This window comes from Chryseobacterium sp. Leaf405 (assembly GCF_001425355.1).
Taxonomy (GTDB): domain Bacteria; phylum Bacteroidota; class Bacteroidia; order Flavobacteriales; family Weeksellaceae; genus Chryseobacterium.
The window spans coordinates 23372-42482 of record NZ_LMQN01000012.1 but is presented as its reverse complement, the minus strand read 5'-3'; the positions used below and the strand labels follow the sequence as shown (position 1 = coordinate 42482).

The following is a 19111-nucleotide window of genomic DNA, read 5'->3' as shown; positions in this document are numbered from 1 at the left end:
AAAATTTCTAAATTTGCAGTTATCCATTATATAAAATCATTAAATTTGCCTTAATTGATACTAAATGGATATGAGCAAAAAACAAGTTGCCGTAGTGATGGGAGGCTATTCTGATGAATATGTCGTATCGTTGAAAAGCGGACAATTAATTTATGATTCTTTAGACAGAGAACTTTACGACGTATATAAAGTAGTTATTCTTAAAGATGAGTGGTATTTTTTAGGTGAAAATGATACGAAATACGAAATCAACAAAGGAGATTTTTCAGTAACATTAGATAATAATCAAACACTGAAATTCGATGTTTGTTTTAACATTATCCACGGAACGCCGGGTGAAAACGGAATTCTTCAGGCATATTGGGACGCCATCGGACAAAAATATACCGGTTGTGATTTTTATCAAAGTGCTCTTACATTCAATAAAAAAGATACATTAGCTGTACTTTCAAAATACGGAATTCCTTCTGCAAAAAGTGTTTATCTAAGAAAAGGAGAAGATATTAATGTTGATGAAATCATTGAAAATCTAGGACTTCCGGTTTTCGTTAAGCCCAATCAATCAGGATCTTCACTTGGAATTTCAAAAGTTAAAGAAAAATCTGAATTACTTGCTGCAACAGAAGTTGCTTTTAAAGAAGATGATGAAATTTTAATTGAAAGTTTCCTTGACGGAATGGAAGTTTCCGTTGGAGTGATCGATTACAAAGGTGAAACTATAGTGTTGGGAATTACAGAAATCGTTCCTCAAAATGAATTCTTCGATTACGAAGCTAAATATGAAGGTGCTTCTGAGGAAATTACACCAGCAAGAATAGACGATGAAACAAGAATCAGAGTGGAGGAAATCTCAAAAAGAGCTTATAATTCTTTAGGAATGAGTGGCTTTTCCAGAAGTGAATTTATTTTAATGAATGGTATACCTTATATGCTGGAAATGAACACCAATCCGGGATTTTCACCCGCAAGCATTCTTCCTCAACAGGCAAAAATCTACGGAATTTCCATTACAGACCTTTGTGGCAACGAGGTTGAAAAAGCTTTATCCAAAAAAAACAAGTAATTATGAAAATTGCTGTATTTCCGGGATCATTTGATCCTATCACGCTAGGACACTATGATATTATCGAAAGAGCAGCACCGCTTTTTGATAAATTAATCATTGCCATCGGACAAAATTCTCAAAAAAAATATATGTTTCCACTGGAACGAAGAATGGAATTCATCCAAAATTCTGTTGCCGAATTCCCCAATGTGGAAGTTGATTATTTTGAAGGTTTAACGGTTGATTACTGTTTTGAAAAAAATGCGCAGTACATCCTCCGTGGATTGAGAAATCCTGCCGACTTTGAGTTTGAAAAAGCAATTGCCCACACTAACAGAACGTTAGCTCACAAAAAGCTGGAAACAATATTTTTGCTCACCTCATCCGGAAAATCTTTCATCAGCAGCAGCATAGTACGGGAAATTATTAACCATAACGGGGAATATGAATTACTTGTACCCGAAGCTGTAAGAGTATAATTTATGAGTAATAAGTAATGGATAATGAGTAATCTTTACAACTATGGATTTTAATCAATTATTTAAGAATAGAACAAAAGATTTTTCTATTGCTGTTATTAAATCATTATCTCCATTACCCTATTCTGACGATCTTTCAATAATCAGAAAACAGATTATCAGATCTGCAACTTCAGTTGCTGCCAATTACAGAGCAGTTTCAAGAGCTCGATCCGAAAAAGAACGAAAATCTGCATTGTTGTTGAGGAGATTGATGAGACTCAATTATGGCTTGAAATAATTGAAGAACTAGAATATGTAAATCAAGAAAAAATTTTACATTTAAAACAAGAATGTGAAGAGTTGGTTAAAGTAATGACGTCGTATAAATTTAAGTTATCCCAAAATATATCAACATAATTTTAATTACTTATTATCCATTACTCATTATTTATACATATATGCACGAACAGTTCAATTTTGCCATAGAAGTTCTCGGAACGATATCTTTTTCGATGTCGGGAAGTTTTGCGGCGATGCAGAAACGTCTTGATCCGTTTGGAGTATTGATTATTGCCTTTGTAACTTCTGTGGGAGGAGGAACTGTAAGAGACCTTTTACTCGACATTCCCGTTTTTTGGATGCATGATCTTCTGACGTGTGCTCTGATTATCCTGACCAGTATTTTCACGATGATTTTTAAATCTTTTGAAAAAAATTTCAGGGTAACTTTATTTATTTTTGACAGTTTCGGATTGGGACTGTTTACGATTATTGGTGTTCAGAAAGGACTTCATGCCGATATTCATCCTTTAATATGTATTGGTTTAGGAACAATTACAGGTTGTTTCGGAGGGATTATCCGGGATATTCTGCTCAACAGAATTCCTTTAATTTTCAGGAAAGAAATTTACGCCACAGCCTGTATTTTTGGAGGCTCGATATTTTTGCTTTTGACAAAATTTACCACACTTTCTTATACTATTATTCAGGTTTTCACCATTTTATTAATTGTAGCCATTAGAACATTAGCTGTAAAGTATCATTGGCAGATCCCCAAATTTTATGGGTATAATAATGACTATGAAATGTAATTATTTTTTAAATAAAAAATGCACCTGATTTCTCAAGTGCATTCATATTTCCAATTAAATATTTCTTAGAATTTCCCTCTGTTTCTCATATTAGGATTATGCATATGCTTCTGCATTGTTGGCATTTTCAACTGATCTTTCATCATTTTAATCTGATCGGTCATCATTCCTGCGCTATCCAGTCTTTTTGCCTCCTCCAATAATTTCTGACCTTCCTGCTTTCTTCCTTTAGAAATCGCTGCTGCAGCTAAATTCAAAGTCGCCATTGCTCTGTCATGCTTCATATTTAAACCATATTCAAGAGCTTTTTTCATAAAAGGCTCGACTTTCGTAGGATGATCCTGAGCTTGCGTTAATCCCATTAAATAATGAAAATATCCATATTGAGATTGGTGAAGCTGAGATTGATAATTCTTAATATTGGTAAGCCATTCTCCGGCTTTTTCCATATTTTGTTTTCTTAATTGCCAGAAAGCCAAAAGGATATATTCATTTTTAAAGAATAGTAAAATAGGCAATGATGCTAAAAGGAAAATTACAATTCCCCACCCCAAATTTCTGGTGAAGATCATCATATAAAGTCCCAAAAGTATAAGAACTGCCGCAACTACAATTTTTATGTATTTATTCATTATTAAATTTTAAAGGTGCAAAGATAAATAATTTAGATATTAGAAGCTAGAAGTAAGATGCTAGAATTCTCACAACTATTCACTCTTAATTTTCTCATAGGTTTGAAAATAGAAATCATATTCATTTTTTTCGTCTTTTTCATGAAAAGTTTCGCTTACTTTTTCCCAAACTTTAAGATCAATTTTTGCGAAATACGTGTCAGCTTTAAGATCTGCTTTTACTAACGTTACTTCAAGTTTATCAACAATATCAATCGTTTGTGCATAGATATTTCCGCCACCAATAACGAATACCTGTTCATCTATTTTCTTGGCAAATTTTATGGCTTCTTTAATACTTCCTACAATAAGAATACCTTCCTCAAACCAGTTTTTCTTTTTAGAAACAACAATGTTGGTACGGTTAGGAAGTGCTTTTCCGATGCTTTCATACGTTTTTCTCCCCATAATAATCGGATGTCCCGATGTAAGATCTTTAAAGTGTTTCAAATCTTTCGGAAGATGCCAAAGCAATTGGTTTTCAAAACCAATTTCATTCTTTTCTCCCATTGCCACCACTATTGTTGTCATTAAAATTATTTTTTACAAAATTAGCACATAATTTGTATATTTGGTTAGCACAAGAATTTTAAAAAATAAACTATGAAAAATAAGGGCTGTTTGAGCGCCGGAACCATCGGTATTGCTCTTCTTATTATTGTCGCAGTTATTTTCTTCTGGGGGAAAAGCGGCTACAACAATTTTGTCTCAAAAGAACAGGTTGTCAACAAAAAGTGGTCGAATATAGAAACAGTATATCAGAAAAGAGCCAATCTGATTCCTAACTTGGAAAGAACGGTAAAATCATACGCTAATTTTGAAAAAGAAACTTTGACAAAGGTTGTAGAGGCCAGAGCGAAAGCAACTTCAATAAATATAGATCCTACGAATATGACGGAACAGGATCTTGCGAAATTTCAAGCTGCACAGGGCGAATTGTCAGGTTCATTAAGCAGATTGATGGCAGTGGTGGAATCTTATCCTAATTTAAAGGCAGATCAACAATACATCAATTTCCAAAGAGAATATATCGCGATAGAAAACAGCATCAGAACAGAAACTGTTTATTATAACGATGCTGCTCAGGATTACAATACATCAATAAAAACTTTCCCGAATAATATTTTGGCGAATTTTACCAACTTCAAAGAAAAACCTTACTTCAAAGCGGAAGCTGGTGCAGAAAAAGCACCAACGGTTTTTACTGAATAATAATGGGCAATTTCCTAACAAATCAGCAGATAGCTTCCCTCGTGGAAGCTATTCAGTCAGCAGAGGAACATTCTACCGGCGAGATCAGAGTGCATATAGATTCAAATACTGATAATGACAATGCTAAAACGGCGTTTAAAGTTTTTGAAAAATTATGTTTAAACAAAACCGAAGAAAGAAATGCCGTGCTTTTTCATGTGAATTTTGAACAGAAATACCTTACCATAATCGGTGATATAGGAATTCATAAAAAAGTAAACCAATCGTATTGGGATCATCTGCATGACTATATTACCTCTGAATTTACCAAAGGAAATTACTACAAAGCCTTAAAAAGCGGAATTCTGGAAACCGGATTAGAATTAAAAAAATATTTTCCTGTTACAGGAGAAAATCCCAATCAACTTCCCAATGAAATTACGTTCTCTTAAAATAGTTTTTTCATTTTTACTGATCTGCTTTTACACTTTTGTATCAGCACAATACACCGTACCCAAAAAGCCGGCTGTTTTATATCCCGTTTTTGATGAAGCCAATCTTTTAAGCGCTCAGGAAAAAGATAATCTCAATAAAAAACTAATTGCTTTTGCAGATTCTACCTCAACGGAAATTGAAGTTATTATCATTCCGTCAACAAAAGGAGAAGACATTAATTTTCTTGCCACCATGTTTGGGGAAAAATGGGGAATCGGAAAAAAAGATGTTGATAACGGAGTCGTTTTTCTTATTGCCACACAAGATCATACCATGTCGATCCAGCAAGGAAGAGCAGTTGAGCAATATTTAACCGCATCTGTAGCAGGGCAGATTTTAGATTATATCGTTACTCCAAAATTCAAGCAAGGAAAATGGTATGAAGGAATTAATGGTGGTACTTCTGCGATCATAGAGGCTGTTCAGGGGAAATTTAAACCCTTAAACAATCCACAGAATAGTAACACAGGTATTATTAAAATTCTTTTTATTGCCTTTGTTATTTTCATTGTGATCATCATTCTCTTTAGAAACAAAGGTGGAGGACGAGGCGGAAACAGCGATGACGACGACATTATTCTTTCCAGAAGAGGCAGAAGAAATTATCCCGGAGGATTCTTTCCATTTCCCGGTAGTTTCGGAGGTGGCTTTGGCGGCGGAAGTTCTGGCGGCGGTGGCGGATTTGGAGGCTTCGGCGGTGGCGGAAGTTTTGGCGGCGGAGGTGCTTCGGGAGGATGGTAGTCTTTAAATTCAGTTTTATATGTCCAGAATCTATTTACACTCTGTCAACTAAAGATCATGCTAAATATTCAATAAGAATAAAAAAAGGCAGGATAAAAATTTTAGCAACTGATAAAATTTACCTAAAAACTTAAACTCATATCATTTTTTTGATATAAATTAACCTAAAATTGAATTATCTGTACTAAAAAATTAGTAAAGCACCTCAAAAACTATCTTTTATTCAAAAATTTTTCATTAAATTTACTCAAAACAGGTTTATGAAGAAGACATTAGTAGTTTTTGCACATCCCTATTTAGAGCATTCCAACTCCAATGTAGAGCTCATCAACTTCTATGTTCGTCATCAGCACTTTACCTTACGGGATCTTTACGAAGAATATCCGGATTTTCATATTGCCGCTTTCAGAGAAAGAAAAAGATTAAAAAATTATGACCGATTTATTTTCCAGTTTCCGATCATCTGGTTCGGAATTCCACCCTTACTGAAATTGTGGATTGATGAAGTATTTGACCGCAACTGGCTGCAGCTGGGAGAAGATAATCCGTTGGAAGGCAAAGAAGTCTATATCCTTGTAACTACTGGTGGAAAAGAAAAATCGTTTACCGAAGAAGGTACGTATAAATACACCGTTGAAGAACTCATCAGCGGATTAATCACTTGTCTGAATGTTTTCAAAGCTGATATTAAAAATATCAAAATCGTATACGAAGCCAGTAAACTATCAAAAAAAGCAATTGTTTTACATAAAAAAGAATTTGTAGAACTTCTCAAAAAATAAAACATGGAATCTACTTTAGCAATGAATACACTCATTTTCCTGGGCGTTGCCATTATTATGGTTCCGTTGGCGAGAAAATTTGGGTTAAGTTCTGTGATCGGATATATTGCAGGAGGAATTATCATCGGTCCTTACGTGTTAAAACTGACAGGAAAAGATGTAAACGACATCATGCACGCCAGCGAATTTGGGGTAATCATGCTTTTATTCCTGGTTGGACTCGAATTAGAGCCGAGGAAATTCTGGGAAATGCGGAAGAAAATTATCGGGCTTGGTTTGACTCAAATGTTGCTGACGATTTCATTATTATTTTTAATTTTCATCTGGGCAGACTGGAAAATCGACAAAGCATTTGCCATTGCCATGTGTTTTGCACTTTCTTCCACAGCGATTGTTTTACAAACTCTTCAGGAGAAAAATAATCTGAAAACACTGGCGGGAGAAGCTTCGTTTTCTACCCTTTTATTTCAGGATATTGCGGTAATTCCGATTTTGGCAATTTTGCCCTTGGTAGCCAACTTTAAAACAAGACACAACGACAACGAGATACAGATTATCATCCAGACACTTCCCGAATGGATGCAGGCAGGAACGGTGCTTTTAGGAGTTATCATTTTAATATTATTAGGACGATATGTTTTTGTTCCTTTTTTAAGATATGTTTCAAAATCAGGAATGACAGAGCTTTTGACGGCATCTTCCCTATTCTTAGTAATCGGAGTTTCAGAATTAATGATAGCTATCGGGCTTTCCCCCGCTTTAGGAGCTTTCCTTGCCGGAGTAATGTTGGCCAACAGCGAATTCCGCCACGAACTGGAAGCGCAGATTGATCCGTTCAAAGGATTATTGCTTGCGGTATTCTTCGTAAGTGTTGGTTCTACCATGAATTTTAATGTAATTGCTGAAGATCCTGTGTTTATTTTCAGTACGGTATTTGTGGTTTTAGCGGTAAAATTTACTGTTCTATATTCTATCGGAAAGTTTTTTAAAATAGATACTTCTCAAAGTCTTTTCTATGCATTTGCCCTTTCGCAGGTGGGAGAATTTGCATTTGTTTTAATCAATTACGCTTCAGACCTTTACCTTTTCAGTGCTGAAATGAATGCACAGATGATGGCAGTCACTGCAATTACGATGTGTATTACTCCCATTCTTTTAATTATTAACGATAAAGTAATTACACCAACATTTATTAAAGAAGTCCCTGACGAACAAAATGATTTCAATATTCTTGACAATAATATTTCTCAGAAAAAAATTATCATTGTAGGTTTTGGGCATTTCGGAAGTACGGTCGGGCGTTTGCTTAAAGCCAATAAAATCTCAGCAACCGTTTTAGATAGAGATTCTGACCGTGTAAAATTATTAAGGGGTTATGGTTTTAAAGTTTATTACGGTGATGCCACAAAGATTCCAACTTTGCGCGCAGCCGGTATTGAAGATGCAAAAATCCTTCTTCTTTGTCTTGATGATCCTGCTGATAATAAATTCATTGCTGATGTTGTGCGTGAACATTATCCCGAAGTAAAGATCTTTGTTAGGGCTAAAAACAGGATTGATGCCTATTCATACCTCAACAATGGAATTAATAATATTTATCGTGAAACATTGGGAACCGCCGTTGATATGGCTGTTGACGTTCTTCATGAAACAGGAATGCGGAAATATGCAGCAAGACGTCTAGGACAAAGATTTATGGCAATTGATAAAGCTTCCATCCGAAAATTAGCCAAATCAGATGATGATGATGAAATTCACTTATTTACAACAAGGGAAATCCTCCAGAGAGAGGAGGAATTATTAGCTTATGATAATTTAACTTTCGATAATAAAAATTGGGAAGATTCCCCATCTGCAGACGAAGAAGATGAGGAAACCCGCGATTAATTTAGTCAATACTTACACTTCCGCCACTGCTTTCTTCTTTTGAAACAGAAGTTACATTTCCTTTTTTCTTAACATTCACACTTCCGCCTGAAGAAGCTTCCGCATTTATCGTCGTTGTAGCGGCTACATCAACACTTGATCCGCTTGATGCTTCAGCTTTCAGATGATCTGCAACAAACTCATCTGCAGAAATGCTACTGCCTGAAGACGCACTTATATCAACATTTTTAGCTTTTCCGGTAACGGTAATACTTGCTGCTGACGATGCTTCAATATCCAAATCAACCGCCCATATTTTTCCGTTGAAACTGCTGCTGCTTCCTACATTTATATCCATTTTATTCGCTTCTAAATCTCCCGAAATACTTGCTGCACTTGAAGCTTCAACCTCTGTTTTATCCTGAATAAATTTGTCTTTTACCGTAATGCTTGCTGCCGAATTGGCTTCCAGCTTAGTAAAATCTCTGGTATAAATTTTTGCAGAAACATTATGATTATTCATCACTCGGATTCCCTGCTTATAATGGATATGAAGATTTCCTCCGCTGTTATCTACCAACACTTCATCAATAATGTTTTCAGGAGCCGAAATCACTACTTTTTCAACATTTGATTTTATTACCTCTGCTTTAATGGCCTGAGAAACCTCAATTTCATCAAAATCTCCTGTGATTTCTTTTTGCTTTAAAGGGCCGTTGTCTTTACTCACAACTTTGTCAACCCAATTATCCTTGTTTCTGTTATCATGTTTTCCGTCACATGATGCCAAAAGAGCAAAGGCTGAAAAAATAAAAATAGTGGTCGATTTCATGCGTATTAATTTTATAATTTAAGTTTTATATCTTTATACTTTTAATAACAACTAATTTATGAAAAATATTACATCGGTATTATTAATTTCTGCATTAGCACTTAATCAATCATGTACTACAATGAAAAACACCGATACAAAACAGGAAGTTCCGGCTCCGGATGCTTCCCTTTCATCAAACCCATTAATGAAGAAAAGCAAACTTCAATATGAAGCGCCTGAGTTTGATAAAATTAAAAATGAACATTTTAAACCTGCTTTTGATTTTGGACTAAAACAGCACGATGCCGAAATCTTAAAAATCGCCAACAATCCTGAAGCTCCGACTTTCGAGAATACGATCGTAGCACTGGAGAAAAGTGGTGAAGTTCTGAAAAGAGCAACGATTGTATTTTCTAATCTGACGAGTGCAAATACAAATCCTACTCTACAAGCTTTAGACGAAGAATATGCTCCTATTTTTGCAGGACATTCCGATAAAATGTATTTAAATGAAAACTTATACAAAAGAATAAAATCTATTTCTGAAAACGGGTTGGATTCTGAAAGTAAAAGATTGGTACAATATTATAAGCAGAATTTTGAGATTGCGGGTGCCAATCTTTCTTCTGCCGACAAAGAAAAATTAAAGCAGATCAATCAGGAATTAGCATCGCTTTCTACTCAATATTCCAACAAATTATTGGAAGCGAGAAAGCAAGGCGGCGTTTTCTTTACAGATGCAAAAGAATTGGAAGGACTTTCAGCAGATGAAATTGAAGCGGCAGCAAGTGATGCAAAAAATGCAGGAAAATCTGGTCAATACTTACTGGCTTTACAAAATACAACGCAGCAACCACTTCTTCAAAACCTTAAAAACAGAGCGACAAGAGAAAAATTATTCAAAGCATCTTGGTTGAGAGCTGAAAAAGGCGATGGAAACGACACGAGAGAAACCATTGAAAAATTGGCTAAATTAAGACTTAAAAAAGCTCAGACTTTAGGCAAAAAAAGTTTCGCAGAATGGAAATTGCAGGATCAGATGGCAAAAACTCCGGAAGCTGCAACCAACTTAATGAATCAAATTGCAACGCCTGCAGTAGAAACGGCAAGACGTGAAGCGAAAGATATTCAGGATTTGATCGATCAGCAAAAAGGAGGTTTTAAAGTTGAACCTTGGGACTGGAATTTTTATGCGGAACAGGTAAGAAAAGCGAAATTTGATTTGGATGAAAGTGAAATCAAACCTTATTTTGAAATTACAACCGTTTTGGAAAAAGGAGTTTTCTTCGCTGCTGAAAAATTCTACGGATTAACATTCAAAAAAAGAACAGATCTTCCTGTTTATCATCCGGATGTTGTAACATACGAAGTTTTCGATCATGACGGAAAATCTATTGCGATCTACTATTTAGATTTCTACACCAGAGATTCTAAAAATGGAGGAGCCTGGATGAGTAATTTTGTGGAACAGTCTTACCTATTGGGAACAAAACCTGTCATTGTCAACTGTTACAATTATCAAAAACCTGCTCCGGGAAAACCTTCTTTAATTAGTTATGATGACGTTTCAACAATTTTCCATGAATTTGGTCACTCAATCCACGGAATGTTTGCAAGCCAGAAATATCCTTCACTTTCAGGAACCAATGTACCGAGAGATTTTGTTGAATTTCCGTCACAAATCAATGAGCACTGGGCTTTGGATCCTGTTGTTTTGAAAAATTATGCACTTCATTACGAAACAAAGCAGCCGATTCCTCAGACTTTAGTTGATAAAATTAAAAAAGCGGCAACATTCAATCAAGGTTATATGACAACCGAATTGGTTTCTGCTGCTGAATTGGATATGGATTGGCATACGGTAACCAACGAAAGTCAATTGATTCCTGTTTTAGATTTTGAAAAACAATCGTTAGCGAAACATGGATTTACGTTGGCAACTGTCCCTCCAAGATATCACACTCCTTATTTTGCACACATTTGGGGCGGCGGTTATTCGGCAGGATATTACGCTTATTTATGGTCTGAAACATTGGATAATGACGCTTGGGAATGGATTTCAAAGAACGGTGGATTGACAAGAGAAAACGGTGATCGTTTCAGAAAATATATTCTGTCGGTAGGAAATTCTGTTGATCTTAATCAGGCGTTCAGAGATTTTACAGGACATGATCCGGATATTAAACCGTTGTTGAGAAGCAGAGGTTTTATTAAATAAATTTTAAAAGCATTCATTTTTTGAATGCTTTTTTTGTGTTAAAATTATATTTAAGTTTTGGGCTAAAGCCCATTTCTATTGATGGAAGCTTTATATTATTTATGAAAAAATATTCCTGTAAATTTGTGCTTTAAAATCTAGAAAAATGAATTGTCCGTGCTGTTCAGGAAAATCTTACGAAGAATGTTGCAAACCTTATCATATGGGTGAGAAAAATGCTCCGACGGCTGAAGCCTTGATGCGTTCGAGGTTTTCTGCATTTGCGATTCCGAATGGAAAATATTTAATGGAAACAACTTCGCCGGGCAAAAGACAGTTTCACAATACAAAAGATCTGCAGGAATGGGGAGAAATCAATGAGTGGACAAAACTGGAAATTGTAAACAAACCATCCATGAATAAAGTGGAATTCAAAGCTTTTTACACTGATGAAGACGGACAAAAACAAATTCATCATGAGTTATCCACATTCAAAATGATTCAGAACCGTTGGTATTACGTGAGTGGAGAATTTTTAGATTAAATAATCAAAATGGAAATCAAAAAAAATGCCCGACAAAAATCGGACATTTATATTTAAAAAAAATATTTTTAGTGAGCTTCATTTCCGTCAACGCCGTGAGCGTGACCATGAGATAACTCCTCTTCTGTTGCAGGACGAGTGCTTAAAACTTCCACTTGGAAATCCAACACTTTACCAGCCATTGGGTGATTAAGATCTGCCACAACAAATTCTGGCGTAACTTCTACTACAAATGCCTGGAAATTATTACCTTCATTATCAGATAAAGGCAAAATAGCTCCCACAGGCGGAATTCCAGCTTCATTGAACATATCAATTGGCAATTGTGCAATAGCATCATCCTGCTTTTCACCATATGCTTCTTCCGGCTGAATTACAAAATCAGCTTTATCACCAGCTTTCAAACCAAGGATATTTTGTTCAAACTTTGGAATCATCATTCCTCTTCCGTATAAAAATGCAAGTGGGTTTTCTTCTGTTGTTTCTTCTACAAGAATTTTGCTACCGTCTTCTTCAATTGTATGAAGGATATACTTTACAGCTACAACATGATTGTTTTCGATTGTCATATTTTTTTCTTTTTTTTCGTGATTTCTTTTTCACGATTGATGGTGCAAATATACTGCTTTTGAAATTATTGACTGAAGAAACAACTGCAAAGAAGAATCTAAAACATACTATTTTTATCTCCCGTTTTTTGTTTCGTCTCGTTTTTTCTGTCTTAAAACATATAAATACAGACTTTCAACTTTTGCTCTTGCCCAATCGGTTTTTCTCAAAAATTTCAGCGACGAATTAATACTTGGATTATCGGTGAAACATTTGATGTTGATCTGTTCTCCCAACTTTTCAAATCCGTTGTAATAATCTACCAATTCCTCAAGAATGGCATCAAGTCGTTTTCCGTGTAAGGGATCTTTAGATTGCTGTTCCATAATTTTGTAAAGATAAATATTTCTTTGCTAAACTAAAACGTAACAGATTTTTGCTCAAATTGTATTTCATTAAAAACATCTCTGATATATCTAATTCTAATCTTAATACAGATTTTCTCTAAAGAATATATTAATTTAGCCAAGCTGTAAAAGTAAAATTCAAAAAAAGTTGAGATGAGTAGAAATACAGATGCAAACAGAAAATCACATAAAAAGAAAATCGACAATAAAAAACGTAAAATACAAAATGCGGAAGCAGAAAGAAAAGCACGTTTAAAACAGATTCGGGAAGATTTTAAAGCAAAAAAAGACGACAACAAATTATAAAATCTAAATTAAAGTTAATTATTTTTGTCTTTTTAAATCACTATGCAAAAATTACCCGTAACATTTTATCCCGGCAAATTAAAACATATTATTCTGGCAATCGCAAGTCTAGTTTTTGTTATTTTAGGAATTTCCATCATTAGAGGAGGCTCTTGGTTAGGATTGTTTCCGGCATTTTTCTTCGGAATCTGCCTTACTGTTTTTATCATTAATTTAATTCCGAATTCTTCTTATCTTAAAATAAGCGAAAAAGGATTTGAAATGAGAACGATGTTCAGATCAACATTTATCCCGTGGGAAGTCGTAACCGGTTTTTCTGTGAAAAGAATTGCTATTACAAAAATGGTCATTATCGAATTTAATAATCAATACATCGATACCTCAAAACTGAAATCCAAAACAGGCGCTTTTCCCGATACATACGGAATGCCCGCGCAAAAGCTGGCAGAAATAATGAATGAATATAAAGCCCAATCTGGCAGATAATTTTTCAATAAAAAAGCTGATTCTGCATTTCTTTAATCATGATTTAATATAAACATCATGTTTTAATTAACATCAAATTCTGTTTTATTTTAAACATTCTGCTCGGTCTAAATCAGCCTTCTGTTTTAATTCAAACAACTTGTTTCGACTCAAACATATTTCTGTTTCTCTACAAACAATCTGTTTTAATTCAACAGACTTTATGGCTACATTCAACACAAGATAAATTGATAAATTGATAGCTTGAGATTAAAAATAAAACCCTCCGTTGAAATTTCAGCGGAGGGTTATTTTTGTTTATTTAATCAGAGGTTTTACTTCTTTTCCGAACAGTTCGATGGATTTCATCATGGTTTCGTGAGAAGGATCTCCCACGTCCATATGCCCGATAAATCTTGTAATCCCAAAGATTTCTTTCATATAATTAATCTTGCTTGCCACTTCCTCAGCATTTCCGATAAATAATGCGCCGTCTTTGCTTCTTCCGCCCTCATATTGCATCTTTGTGAAAGGAGCCCAACCTCTTGCAGAACCAATTCTGTCCATTTGAGACTTATAATTTTCAAAATAGCCATCGATAACTTTCGGATCATTGCTTACAAAAGTATGAGAATGAATGGCAATCTGCATTTTATCTACGTCGTGACCTGCTTTCTGATATTCCTGTCTGTAAAAATCAATTAAGTTTTTAAACTGAATCGGCATTCCACCAATGATTGCCACCACCAAAGGCATTCCTAATTTGGCAGCACTTAAAACCGATTGCGGAGTTCCGCCAACAGCTCTCCAGATAGAAAGTTTGCCTTCGTTTTTTGCTCTCGGATACACTGTTTGATTTTGCATCGGCGCACGAAGTTTTCCTGACCAGGTAACATTTTCTTCTGAATTAATTTTTAATAATAATTCTAATTTTTCATCGAAAAGCTGCTCATAATCATTTAAAGAATATCCGTATAACGGGAAAGATTCGATGAAACTTCCACGTCCTACATAAACCTCAGCTCTACCATCAGAAATCAAATCTAATGTCGAAAAATCTTCATAAACTTTCACTGGTTCAGATGAACTTAAAACCGTTACACCACTTGCCAGCTTGATATTTTTGGTAATACTTGCAGCCGCAGCCAGAACAATCTCCGGTGACGAAACTGCATAATCAGGTCGATGATGTTCTCCCATGGCAAAAACATCAATACCTACTTCATCCATGAATTTTACCTGCTCAAGAATCTCACGGATCTTTATTCCCGCATCTTTATATTTTCCGGTTGTCTGGTCGAATCCTAAGTCGCCAAACATTCCAATTCCTAATTCCATATTGTTGATTTTATATCACAAAATTAAGATAATGAAAACTCAGATGCATTGATCAATGGTAAGAACGAACGGATTATGAGGACGGAAGCACTGCCCTTGATTTTTCTTTTAATTTTAAGAATTGTTTTTCAAAAAGATGGTACGATAAATAGGCAAGAACGACCGTACAAAGAAATGACAGCAAAAGCGTGACATACCATTCCAGTTGATATTTTTCACCAATTTTAAGAAACAGCATAATGGGAATCAAATGAATAAGATACAAGCCGTAGGTATATTTTCCCAGCCAAGCTAAAATACCTTTATCCGAAATTTTAAAAACATTTTTATTACCAAGTGTCGATACAATTAATACAGAAAAAAGAGATCCAAAGATGATGGGTCTCAGGTTGAAATTTCCGTAAATAAACCATTCGAAAGGCAACGCAATCATGAAAATAACCGCAAGAAAATAGATGTATTTGTAAACGGCGGAAATGTGAGTTAATCTACCAATAATATCTTTCCTAAAAACAAAAAGATAAGCCGGAATTGCACCAAAAGCAAAATAATCTATATTGCTTAAAATATCGAGCGGACCAATACTTAACGTACTGTAAATAAACCTAAAAACAAATGCGATAATCAAACAAATTGCAATTAATAAAGGTATACGTTTTAACGGAATAAAATACAGCAAAAGTCCCCAGATGATGTAAAAATGTTCTTCTACACACAACGTCCAGATTACGGGAAGCGGAGAAACATTCGGATGACCCCCTGTGTACATTACCATATAATTTTCGAGAAAAGTAAAAGTAAGAAACCAATTTGGGTCGTATCCATCATTCGAATACGGAAAATGTATGAGTTCTAATATATAAGGCGTAAAAAAAGCAAATAAAACCATCGCATAGTACAACGGCCAGATTCTTAATATCCTTCTTTTAAAAAATGGTTTCAGCGGAATTTTTCCATTGTTGTTTATTTTATCAACAATCAAAATATAGGTAATTAAAAACCCGCTCAGCACAAAGAAAAAAGACACCCCGATTTCTCCCCTTGAAAAATAACTCAAAAAACTATTTTCAGGAACTCCGGCATGATGAAAGAATACTAATAAAAATGACAGAAACCTCAGCGAATCAAACGTATGAAAATGGATTCTATTTGCTTTTAGTACGCTCATTATAACTATTTACAGCTTATTTTTTCAGATATTGATCAAAATAATCTGTCACTTTCTGCATCAGATGCACTCTGTCTTTTCCGATCACGTTGTGAGGATGTCCCGGATAAACGAAATAGTCTAACTGAACTCCGTTATCAACAGCAGATTTGATGAATTTAATAGAATGCTGCCAAACCACAACATCATCCTGCGCACCGTGAATCATTAATAATTTACCTTTCAGATTCTGAACTTTATCTAAAAGATTTGCCTTTGCATACCCTTCAGGATTTTCCTGAGGTGTATCCATATATCTTTCGCCATACATGATTTCATACATACTCCAATCGATAACCGGACCTCCGGCAACGCCCACTTTGAAAACATCAGGATTACGAAGCATGAAACTTGTCGTCATAAATCCGCCAAAACTCCATCCGTGAATTCCCATTTTCTCAGCATCCACGTAAGGAAGAGATTTTAAGTAATCTACGCCTTTCATCTGGTCGCTCATTTCTGTCGTTCCAAAGTTTCTGAAAACAGCCTGCTCGAATTTCAATCCACGGTTTGAAGAACCTCTTCCGTCCATTGTGAAAATAATATATCCGTTTTGTGCCATATATTCGTACCAAAGATTTCCGGATGCCGGGAAAGTATTGGTAATCAATTGCAAATGCGGCCCATTGTATAAGTAAACAATTGTCGGATATTTTTTGTTTGGATCAAAATTCGTCGGAAGAATAATTTTCCCGTACAAAAGAGTTCCGTCGTTGGCTTTAAAGTTTACATTTTTAATTTCTGGTCTCTGATAATTTTTTAATGTATTTTCAGCCGTAAGAATATTATCAGACTTTAATGTATTGGTATTGATTACATTTACTATTCTCGGAGTTTCCGAATTGCTGTAAGAATCATATAAATAATTTCCGTCGCTGCTTAAAATTCCTGTGTGAACTCCGTCTGCATTATCTATCCTCTGCATTTTATAATTCGTCCAGTTGATTCTGTACAAATGTTTTTCCAACGGAGTTTCTTTTGTAGAAGTGAAATAAATTTCTTTTTTCTTATAATTAAACCCTAAAATATCGGTTACCAGCCAATCTCCTTTCGTGATCTGTGCAACCAATCCTTTTTCCAAATTATAATGGAACAAATGATTATATCCCGTTCTCTGACTTTGCCAGATAAAGTCTGTATTAGAATTTGGGAAGAATGTCAACGGATGTTGAGGTTCAACATATTTATCGTTGGTTTCTTCGAATAAAGTTTTCACTAAATTTCCTGTTGCTACATCGTATTGATTCATTTTCAAATGATTCTGACCTCTGTTCAGAACGCCTACGAAAATATATTTTGAATCCGGGCTCCAGGTAACTGCCGTTAAATACTGATCTTTTTCACCTTCAATATTTAAAAATGTTGTTGATTGAGTTTTAGTATTGAAAATACCCAACGTTACCTGATGCGAAGTCTGCCCCGCCATCGGGTACTTTATATTATGATTCACAGCCGGAGTTACAGACCAGTCGATGACCGGATAATCTGCCACCATCGTCTGATCCATTCTGTAAAATGCTACACTTTCAGAATTGGGTGCAGGGAAAATTCCCGTATCAATTCCAAATTCGTTTCTGTGAACATTGGAAGCTCCATTTAAAATATTTTCATTTGAATCATTCGTTACGGCAATTGTTTTTCCATTTTTATTGATGAATAAATTATTCTTTACTGTAAAAGCAAAAGTCTGATTATCACCAAAGATTTTTACATTAGAAGCTTCTTTATCTACCTCAACGGAGTTTTTCACTTTCCAGTCGCTTCCTGATTTTTCAACCCAAACCATTTTACCGTCGGTATTGAAATATCCGTTCGAATTGCTGATAAATTTAATCTGAGGAACCACTTTGAATTTATTATCCGCTAAATTTTTATTTAACTGAGTTAAAGACACCAACGTATCTTTTTTGTTCGTTTTTAAATCCGTAATTAAATATCCGCCTTTCACCGCCTGGATGTATGATTTCCCATCATTAGACCATGAAAATTGCGAGATATTTTTTACTGCAAGGTTGCTTCTCAGACCATTAACAGCCTCCGCCATCGTAAATTTTTGGGTCTGAGCCCATGCTGAACTCCCCAAAACCAGCATCAATAAAGAAAACTTATGTAATTTCATTATAAAAAATTGAATCCACCAAAAGTAAGAAATAAAAATCATCCGTTAAGAAATGTTAAATTAAAAGATTCGTAAACTGAGATTTATGAATTGATAGAATTTATTTCCTAACTTCAAGTTGTTTTTTTGATTTCTCCTTTGCAGAAATGACAATAATTGTGAAGAAAGATTAAAAAATAATATGAAAATCATTTCTTATCCTACGTCAATGATTTGGGTCTCTACTTTGATCTACATTTGCAGTATAAATAACAATAAAAAATAGAATACAATGGCTACAAAATGGAACTTAGACTTAGCGCACAGTGAAATTACTTTCAAAGTAAAACACATGATGATTTCTAATATTAAAGGAAATTTTACAAACTTCACTGCTGAAATTGATGCTGATGACGACACTTTTGCTAATGCAACGACTACTGCGACAATACAGACAGATTCTATCTCTACAAACAATACAGACAGAGACAATCACTTAAAATCTGCTGAATTCTTCAACGCTGAGGCAAATCCTACGATTACTTTCGAATCCTCTGCTTTGAATAACGAAGTGACAGGAAACCTAACAATTAACGGAATTACAAAACCTGTCGTTCTTGATGTAGATTTCGGTGGTATTAATGTTGACCCATGGGGAAATACAAAAGCAGGTTTTTCTTTTGAAGGAAAAATCAACAGAAAAGATTTCGGATTAAACTGGAATGCTGCCCTTGAAGCAGGGGGGGTAATGGTGAGTGAAGAAGTAAAAGTTGCCGGAGAATTACAGTTCGTAAAACAAGCATAGTAAATTAAAATAATTTTTGAGACTCAGTAATTTACAAG

Annotated in this window: 21 protein-coding genes and 1 pseudogene; 14 read left to right on the top strand and 8 right to left on the bottom strand. The window is 34.9% G+C overall.

Translation table 11 applies throughout. The annotated features are described in order from the left end of the window. Positions 1-70 precede the first annotated feature (70 nt). The 4 genes and pseudogenes from ASG22_RS06330 to ASG22_RS06315 all read left to right on the top strand — a co-directional run bounded on the left by ASG22_RS06330 (position 71) and on the right by ASG22_RS06315 (position 2597). Entirely contained in the window at positions 71-1063 is a 993-nt protein-coding gene (locus ASG22_RS06330) for a D-alanine--D-alanine ligase (RefSeq protein ID WP_055983438.1), read from the top strand. A gap of 2 nt (positions 1064-1065) precedes the next feature. After that, positions 1066-1524, top strand: a complete 459-nt coding sequence (coaD, locus tag ASG22_RS06325; protein WP_055982215.1) for a pantetheine-phosphate adenylyltransferase — start codon at positions 1066-1068, stop codon at positions 1522-1524. Between the two features lie 43 nt (positions 1525-1567). After that, positions 1568-1923 (top strand): annotated as a pseudogene (locus ASG22_RS06320) (four helix bundle protein). A 41-nt stretch (positions 1924-1964) separates the two neighbouring features. Then, positions 1965-2597 (top strand): trimeric intracellular cation channel family protein, encoded by a 633-nt coding sequence (locus ASG22_RS06315; protein ID WP_055982213.1) that lies wholly within the window; start codon positions 1965-1967, stop codon positions 2595-2597. 65 nt (positions 2598-2662) lie between these two features. Here the strand turns inward: ASG22_RS06315 and ASG22_RS06310 are convergent, their stop codons facing one another. Continuing rightward, positions 2663-3229 (bottom strand): hypothetical protein, encoded by a 567-nt coding sequence (locus ASG22_RS06310; protein ID WP_055982212.1) that lies wholly within the window; start codon positions 3227-3229, stop codon positions 2663-2665. Between the two features lie 75 nt (positions 3230-3304). Further along, positions 3305-3799 (bottom strand): dihydrofolate reductase, encoded by a 495-nt coding sequence (locus ASG22_RS06305; protein ID WP_055982210.1) that lies wholly within the window; start codon positions 3797-3799, stop codon positions 3305-3307. A gap of 72 nt (positions 3800-3871) precedes the next feature. On the opposite strand from ASG22_RS06305, the gene ASG22_RS06300 reads away from it, so the two are divergent. The 5 genes from ASG22_RS06300 to ASG22_RS06280 all read left to right on the top strand — a co-directional run bounded on the left by ASG22_RS06300 (position 3872) and on the right by ASG22_RS06280 (position 8364). Further along, positions 3872-4480, top strand: coding sequence for a LemA family protein (locus tag ASG22_RS06300; RefSeq protein WP_055982207.1), 609 nt, complete (start codon positions 3872-3874; stop codon positions 4478-4480). A 2-nt stretch (positions 4481-4482) separates the two neighbouring features. Further along, positions 4483-4911 (top strand): TPM domain-containing protein, encoded by a 429-nt coding sequence (locus ASG22_RS06295; protein WP_185113788.1) that lies wholly within the window; start codon positions 4483-4485, stop codon positions 4909-4911. Next, positions 4892-5695, top strand: coding sequence for a TPM domain-containing protein (locus ASG22_RS06290; RefSeq protein ID WP_055982201.1), 804 nt, complete (start codon positions 4892-4894; stop codon positions 5693-5695). The genes ASG22_RS06295 and ASG22_RS06290 overlap by 20 nt, the downstream gene beginning before the upstream one ends. 260 nt (positions 5696-5955) lie before the next feature. Next, the gene (locus ASG22_RS06285; protein ID WP_055982198.1) at positions 5956-6477 is read left to right on the top strand and encodes an NAD(P)H-dependent oxidoreductase; all 522 of its coding nucleotides are present in this window, start codon (positions 5956-5958) and stop codon (positions 6475-6477) included. A gap of 3 nt (positions 6478-6480) precedes the next feature. After that, positions 6481-8364 carry a monovalent cation:proton antiporter-2 (CPA2) family protein gene (locus ASG22_RS06280; protein WP_055982195.1) on the top strand — a complete coding sequence of 628 codons (1884 nt, stop codon included), beginning with the start codon at positions 6481-6483 and terminating at the stop codon, positions 8362-8364. Position 8365: 1 nt separating this feature from the next. On the opposite strand, the gene ASG22_RS06275 is transcribed toward ASG22_RS06280, so the two are convergent. Further along, the gene (locus tag ASG22_RS06275) at positions 8366-9175 is read right to left on the bottom strand and encodes a head GIN domain-containing protein (RefSeq protein WP_055982194.1); all 810 of its coding nucleotides are present in this window, start codon (positions 9173-9175) and stop codon (positions 8366-8368) included. Positions 9176-9233: 58 nt separating this feature from the next. Between ASG22_RS06275 and ASG22_RS06270 the strand changes: the two genes are divergently transcribed. Both ASG22_RS06270 and ASG22_RS06265 read left to right on the top strand, forming a co-directional pair. Beyond that, positions 9234-11375: a M3 family metallopeptidase gene (locus ASG22_RS06270; RefSeq protein WP_055982191.1), complete on the top strand. Its 2142-nt coding sequence runs from the start codon at positions 9234-9236 to the stop codon at positions 11373-11375. Positions 11376-11520: 145 nt separating this feature from the next. Continuing rightward, positions 11521-11898 (top strand): YchJ family protein, encoded by a 378-nt coding sequence (locus ASG22_RS06265; protein ID WP_055982188.1) that lies wholly within the window; start codon positions 11521-11523, stop codon positions 11896-11898. Between the two features lie 68 nt (positions 11899-11966). Here ASG22_RS06265 and ASG22_RS06260 read toward each other — a convergent pair whose 3' ends face one another. Continuing rightward, positions 11967-12467: a peptidylprolyl isomerase gene (locus ASG22_RS06260; RefSeq protein ID WP_055982186.1), complete on the bottom strand. Its 501-nt coding sequence runs from the start codon at positions 12465-12467 to the stop codon at positions 11967-11969. A gap of 114 nt (positions 12468-12581) precedes the next feature. Continuing rightward, on the bottom strand, positions 12582-12833 hold the full coding sequence (locus ASG22_RS06255; RefSeq protein ID WP_055982184.1) for a VF530 family DNA-binding protein: 252 nt from the start codon (positions 12831-12833) through the stop codon (positions 12582-12584). Positions 12834-13007: 174 nt separating this feature from the next. On the opposite strand from ASG22_RS06255, the gene ASG22_RS21115 reads away from it, so the two are divergent. Further along, positions 13008-13160 (top strand): hypothetical protein, encoded by a 153-nt coding sequence (locus ASG22_RS21115; RefSeq protein WP_185113787.1) that lies wholly within the window; start codon positions 13008-13010, stop codon positions 13158-13160. A gap of 42 nt (positions 13161-13202) precedes the next feature. Beyond that, entirely contained in the window at positions 13203-13646 is a 444-nt protein-coding gene (locus ASG22_RS06250) for an STM3941 family protein (RefSeq protein ID WP_055982181.1), read from the top strand. Positions 13647-13943: 297 nt separating this feature from the next. On the opposite strand, the gene ASG22_RS06245 is transcribed toward ASG22_RS06250, so the two are convergent. The 3 genes from ASG22_RS06245 to ASG22_RS06235 form a co-directional block, all read right to left on the bottom strand. Continuing rightward, positions 13944-14963, bottom strand: coding sequence for an LLM class flavin-dependent oxidoreductase (locus ASG22_RS06245; RefSeq protein ID WP_055982178.1), 1020 nt, complete (start codon positions 14961-14963; stop codon positions 13944-13946). A gap of 73 nt (positions 14964-15036) precedes the next feature. After that, the gene (locus tag ASG22_RS06240) at positions 15037-16131 is read right to left on the bottom strand and encodes an acyltransferase family protein (protein ID WP_055982175.1); all 1095 of its coding nucleotides are present in this window, start codon (positions 16129-16131) and stop codon (positions 15037-15039) included. A 16-nt stretch (positions 16132-16147) separates the two neighbouring features. Continuing rightward, the gene (locus ASG22_RS06235; protein ID WP_055983436.1) at positions 16148-18289 is read right to left on the bottom strand and encodes a S9 family peptidase; all 2142 of its coding nucleotides are present in this window, start codon (positions 18287-18289) and stop codon (positions 16148-16150) included. A gap of 271 nt (positions 18290-18560) precedes the next feature. On the opposite strand from ASG22_RS06235, the gene ASG22_RS06230 reads away from it, so the two are divergent. Then, a complete protein-coding gene (locus tag ASG22_RS06230; protein ID WP_055982172.1) occupies positions 18561-19073 on the top strand; it encodes a YceI family protein in 513 nt (170 codons plus the stop codon). The last annotated feature ends 38 nt before the right edge of the window (positions 19074-19111 follow it).